The organism is Halopseudomonas sp. (assembly GCF_041579695.1).
GTDB lineage: Bacteria > Pseudomonadota > Gammaproteobacteria > Pseudomonadales > Pseudomonadaceae > Halopseudomonas.
The window spans coordinates 1-2817 of sequence record NZ_JBFGFI010000170.1; the positions used below are offsets into that span (position 1 = coordinate 1).

Here is a 2817-nt window from a genome sequence, read left to right on the forward strand (position 1 = left end):
CCCCAAGCTGACCCGCTTCGACTGTTCGGTTTTTGATGGTGACTATGTGACCGGTGACGTCAATGAAGCCTACCTCGGCAAAATCGAACAGGCGCGTAACGACGCTGCGATGTCGACCAGCGAAATGGGCAACGCGGTCATTGAGCTGCATAATAATTGATAGCCGGGAACCGTTGCCCCCCGGACCTACACCGGTGCGGATTGATCACAGCTGCATGAACACGTACTGACCGAACAAGCGAGTCTGATAATGACGCAAGAATGGGATGCCGGTCGGCTCGACAGCGACCTTGATAATGCCGGTTTCGACACGCTGGCGGTACGCGCCGGCCAGCGCCGGGGTCCCGAGGCCGAGCATGGCGAAGCACTGTTCCTGACCTCAAGCTACGTATTTCGTAGCGCTGCCGATGCTGCTGCCTGCTTTGCCGGTGAAGCGCAGGGCAACGTATACTCACGCTACATGAATCCGACAGTGCGCACCTTCGAAGAGCGCATGGCTGCGCTGGAGGGTGCCGAGCAGGCTGTGGCTACGGCCTCCGGCATGGCGGCCATCATGGCGATGGTCATGAGTCTGTGTTCGGCAGGGGATCATGTACTGGTATCTCGCAGCGTGTTCGGCGCAACTGTCAGCCTGTTCGACAAGTACTTCCGGCGCTTCGGTCTCGAGTACGACTATGTCGAGCTCACTGACCTGGACGGCTGGCAGGCAGCCTGCAAGCCCAATACCCGTCTGCTCTTCGTCGAGTCGCCGTCCAACCCGCTGGCGCAACTGGTGGATATCCGCGGTCTCGCTAAGATAGCGCAAGAGCAGGGCGCCTTGCTGGCGGTAGATAACTGCTTCTGCACGCCGGCTCTGCAAAAACCTCTGGAGCTGGGTGCTGATCTGATCATTCACTCGGCGACCAAGTACATCGACGGCCAGGGTCGTTGCCTGGGCGGTCTGGTTGCCGGTCGGCGCGAGCATATGCAGGAAGTGGTCGGCTTTCTGCGTACCGCCGGGCCTACGCTGAGTCCATTCAATGCCTGGGTCTTTCTCAAGGGGCTTGAGACGCTGCGTTTGCGCATGCAGGCCCACTGTGCCAGCGCCCAGAGTCTTGCCGAATGGCTAGAGCAGCAGCCACAGGTTGAGCATGTGTATTACGCCGGATTGCCGAGCCACCCCCAGCATGAGCTTGCCCGGGCCCAGCAGAAGGCCTTTGGTGCCGTGGTGAGTTTCGAGGTCAAGGGCGACCGTGCGGCGGCCTGGCGATTCATTGATGCGACGCGTCTCATGTCCATTACCGCCAATCTGGGTGACAGCAAGACCACCATTACCCATCCTGCGACCACAACGCACGGCCGTCTGACGCCGGAAACCCGTGCAACAGCAGGCATCAGGGAAAATCTGATCAGGCTGGCAATCGGTCTTGAAGAGATTGAGGACCTGCAAGCGGATCTGCAGCGGGGGCTTGCTGCAATCTGAGAGCTATTTTTGCCAAATGCTTCACACTAATACACCAAACTGATTTGTATTGGGATGATGCTGTTCTAAGTTGGATGGGCCGCAGGGAAGCGGGTCAAGCCTGCCATGCAGTACCCGGCAGTGCGGCAATAAACCAACAAGGAGAACACCAATGAAAAAATTATTCCTGGCATTGTGTCTTTCGATTTCGGCTCTGCTGGCCGTCCCGGCAATGGCACAGAATGCAGACGCCCCCCTGGTCAGTGTCAACATCAATGAAGCGAGTGCCGAGGAGATATCCGAGGTGTTGAACGGCGTCGGCGAAGCGAAGGCCCAGGCCATTGTTGAATATCGAGAAGAGAACGGGACTTTTGGCGCGGTGGAAGACCTCGCCCAGGTCAAGGGGATCGGTCCTTCCACCATTCAGAAAAACGAGGCGCGTATCGCGCTGGAGTAAAGGGCCTGGCTGGGCCCGCTGCAGTTGCAGTGGGCTCTCAGGTCTTCAACTGGCTAACCGAATCAGTCAATTGATGTGCCAGGCTCGCGAGCTGCTCGCTGGTCAAGGCGCTCAACAATGTCTGCTCTACCGTTCTTTCGGTTACGTCGCGAATCTGTACGATACTTTGTGTGATGGCCTCTGCGGCCTGACTCTGCTGTTCCACCGCTGAAGCGATTTCACTGTTGCCATCGCGGATCTGGCTCACCGCCGTGGTGATGACCCCAAGAGACTGACCCGCTTCCTCACTCTGCTCCACCGAATCACGGGTAAGCCCCGCGCTGGCATGCATATCCTGTACAGCATCCGCGGTGCCGCCCTGAAGGGCCTCGATCATCCTCTGAATTTCGTCGGTGGAACTCTGCACCCTTTGCGCTAGAGCTCGCACCTCGTCTGCCACTACAGCAAAGCCGCGTCCCGACTCTCCGGCGCGGGCAGCTTCGATTGCCGCGTTGAGCGCCAGCAGGTTTGTCTGCTCGGCGATGCTGCGGATAACGCTCACCACGCCACTGATTTCCTGGCTGTGACCCTGCAACGTTTCCATATGCCGGGTGCAGCGCTCAATACTGGTCGCCAGGCCAGCAATGGTGGTGCTGACCCGCGCGACCTGGTCACGACCGTTCCGCGCCAGATCGTCGGCCTGCAGAGACTGGTCGCGGGTCGTTGAACTGTTGAATGCAATGTCCTGCACCGTCGCGCTCATCTCGTTTACGGCGGCGGCAACCATGTCGGTCTCGCGCTGCTGGCTGACCATGCCATCGCGTACACGGCTCATCACCCGGGCCAGTTCCGAAGCGCCCTGGTCGAGCTGTTCGGCAGCCTTGCGCACGGCGCCTACGACGTTTTGCTGGGATGCCTGCATCGCATTGAAGGCGCGGGC

The 2817-nt window shown here is 59.4% G+C and carries 3 protein-coding genes and 1 pseudogene; 3 read left to right on the forward strand and 1 reads right to left on the reverse strand.

The window, feature by feature from the left end; all coding sequences use genetic code 11:
- From ABYA88_RS16000 to ABYA88_RS16010, 3 genes and pseudogenes are all read left to right on the forward strand, one after another.
- A pseudogene (locus ABYA88_RS16000) lies at positions 1–160 on the forward strand (amidophosphoribosyltransferase); the annotation flags it as partial.
- A gap of 90 nt (positions 161–250) precedes the next feature.
- Entirely contained in the window at positions 251–1462 is a 1212-nt protein-coding gene (locus ABYA88_RS16005; protein WP_373188380.1) for an O-succinylhomoserine sulfhydrylase, read from the forward strand.
- A gap of 151 nt (positions 1463–1613) precedes the next feature.
- Positions 1614–1898, forward strand: coding sequence for a ComEA family DNA-binding protein (locus ABYA88_RS16010; RefSeq protein WP_373188381.1), 285 nt, complete (start codon positions 1614–1616; stop codon positions 1896–1898).
- Positions 1899–1935: 37 nt separating this feature from the next.
- Here the strand turns inward: ABYA88_RS16010 and ABYA88_RS16015 are convergent.
- Positions 1936–2817, reverse strand: an 882-nt coding sequence (locus tag ABYA88_RS16015; protein WP_373188382.1) for a methyl-accepting chemotaxis protein, incomplete at its 5' end; no start/stop codon positions are given.